This is a genomic window from Scytonema sp. PCC 10023 (genome assembly GCF_963920835.1).
Lineage (GTDB): Bacteria > Cyanobacteriota > Cyanobacteriia > Cyanobacteriales > Nostocaceae > Kalymmatonema.
In genome coordinates this window covers 1-2078 of record NZ_CAWUDP010000265.1, presented here as the reverse complement: position 1 = coordinate 2078, position 2078 = coordinate 1, and the positions used below count along the sequence as shown (strand labels likewise).

Annotated in this window: 2 protein-coding genes and 1 pseudogene; 2 read left to right on the top strand and 1 reads right to left on the bottom strand. The window is 42.4% G+C overall.

The genetic code is table 11. The features are described 5' to 3' along the window. Positions 1–80: 80 nt before the first annotated feature. Positions 81–677: a lysostaphin resistance A-like protein gene (locus ACM0OZ_RS48550; RefSeq protein ID WP_414590106.1), complete on the top strand. Its 597-nt coding sequence runs from the start codon at positions 81–83 to the stop codon at positions 675–677. 119 nt (positions 678–796) lie between these two features. Here ACM0OZ_RS48550 and ACM0OZ_RS48545 read toward each other — a convergent pair whose 3' ends face one another. Then, positions 797–988, bottom strand: a complete 192-nt coding sequence (locus tag ACM0OZ_RS48545; protein ID WP_414590105.1) for a hypothetical protein — start codon at positions 986–988, stop codon at positions 797–799. A 59-nt stretch (positions 989–1047) separates the two neighbouring features. On the opposite strand from ACM0OZ_RS48545, the pseudogene ACM0OZ_RS48540 reads away from it, so the two are divergent. Further along, positions 1048–2049, top strand: a pseudogene (locus ACM0OZ_RS48540) (RNA-guided endonuclease InsQ/TnpB family protein); the annotation flags it as partial. Between the last annotated feature and the right edge of the window lie 29 nt (positions 2050–2078).

Here is a 2078-nt window from a genome sequence, read left to right as displayed (position 1 = left end):
TCATCTCCCTCATCTCCCTCATCTCCCTCATCTCCCTCATCTCCCTCATCTCCCTTGTCCTCTACTCCTGGTGGTATCCCGTGGCACAACAGCAGAAGCAAGAGCCAGAAATCCCTTATTTGACACGCACTCAAGTGCTGGTGGCGATGGGAGCGACTGCAATTCTTTTGTGGATAATCGCTAAGGTGTGGCTGCAATTTGGTCGCTTTTCCTTAATGTCATGGCGCTGGCACGAAACTGAGTTGCTTTGGGGGGTGTTGTTGGGTTTATGCATCACCGCCTTGAGTGGCTTAGCTTATCGCTTGTGGTCTTCCTACCGTAGAAGTGCCAATTATTACTTAGAAATGGTACTAAAGCCCTTGGCTTTGCCAGACTTGATATGGCTAGGGTTGCTACCAGGATTAAGTGAAGAATTGTTATTTCGGGGTGTGATGATACCAGCCTTTGGATACGACCATTTCGCTGTGATCCTCTCAAGCGTTTGCTTTGGTGTATTACACTTGAGTGGTTCCCAACAATGGCCCTATGTGGTTTGGGCAAGCATTGTCGGATTATTTCTAGGTTATAGTGCTCTGTTGAGTGATAACTTATTGGTGCCGATTGTTGCTCATATCATTACCAATTTGATTTCCAGCTATTTTTGGAAGATTGGGCAGTCTCAGATCATTAAAAATTGATTGGGAACCCTTTGTGGTTCAAAGGTAGCCCATCTATTCCATGTTTCTCGTAGGCTTGTTTCCAGCCTGTTATTGAACCTAATGACCGAAAGTCGAAGGGCTTATCCCCTAAATTCCATTTATGGGGATAAGCCCGCAGAGGAATTTATTCCCCGTCCAAACTCTTCTATCAATTCACTAACACTAATCTTCCGTCTACTAGCTTCTCGTTTCATGTTCTCCCAAGCAGTAGGCGTCACCACTATTTGATGCCTTTCTTTTACCTGATCATGTAAAACGGGTACGTCCCTTAATCTTTTCTTGGTTGTCATATTTAGATAATGTGTATATACTAAATATAAGCTAACAAATAAAAGGAGGTGATTCAAGAGTGTTGGTACTGGAATACAAAGCTGTAGTTAAAAAATCCCAATCAACGGCAATAGACGAAGCTATTCGTACAACTCAGTTTGTACGTAACAAAGTTCTGCGTTACTGGATGGACAATCGTGGCGTTGGTAAAAAAGAACTGTACCAGTACAACACTCAACTAAGAGCAGAATTTGAATTTGTTAAAAACTTAAACAGCCATGCTTGTCAAGCGTCCGTTGAAAATGTAGAACGCGCAATCAACAGGTTTTTCGATAATTGCAAGAACAACAAACCAGGTAAAAAAGGCTATCCTCAGTTTAAGAAAGATTGTCGCTCTGTCGAGTACAAGCAGTCTGGATGGAAGCTACATCCAACAAAACGTCGAATCAACTTTATCGACAAGAAAGGCATTGGCGAAGTTAAGTTGTTGGGCAAATGGGAAATCCATACCTACCCAGTTGAATTAATTAAGCGTGTTCGGATTGTGCGCCGTGCCGATGATTATTATGTTCAGTTTTGCGTCAAAATTGATACAGAGCCTGAATCAAGAACGGAAAACGGCGAGATTGGATTAGACGTAGGATTAGAGTATTTTTACTCCGATTCTAATGGGCATCATGAAGAGAATCCTCGTTTTCTTCGCAAGGCTGAAAAATTTATAAAACACGCTCAACGACGCATTTACTCTAAGGAGAAAGGGAAAAACAATAGACGAAAAGCAAGAGGGCGATATGCTCGCAAGCATTTAAAAGTAAGTAGGCAACGGGAAGAACACGCGAAGAAAATCGCGCGTAACGTATGCAAGGCTAACGCCTTAGTCGCCTATGAAGATTTGAATGTGAAAGGGCTGATAAGAAATCGACGCCTAGCCAAGTCAATTAGTGATGTAGCTTGGACTTCTTTTCGTCGTTGGATTGAATACTTTGCTTTGAAGTTTGATACCAGGGTTGTAGCTGTTGCACCTCACTATACAAGCCAGAAGTGTAGTAATTGTGGAGACAGTCTTAAGACGCCATTATCATAGACAAACCTAGTCACTCATTGACAGTT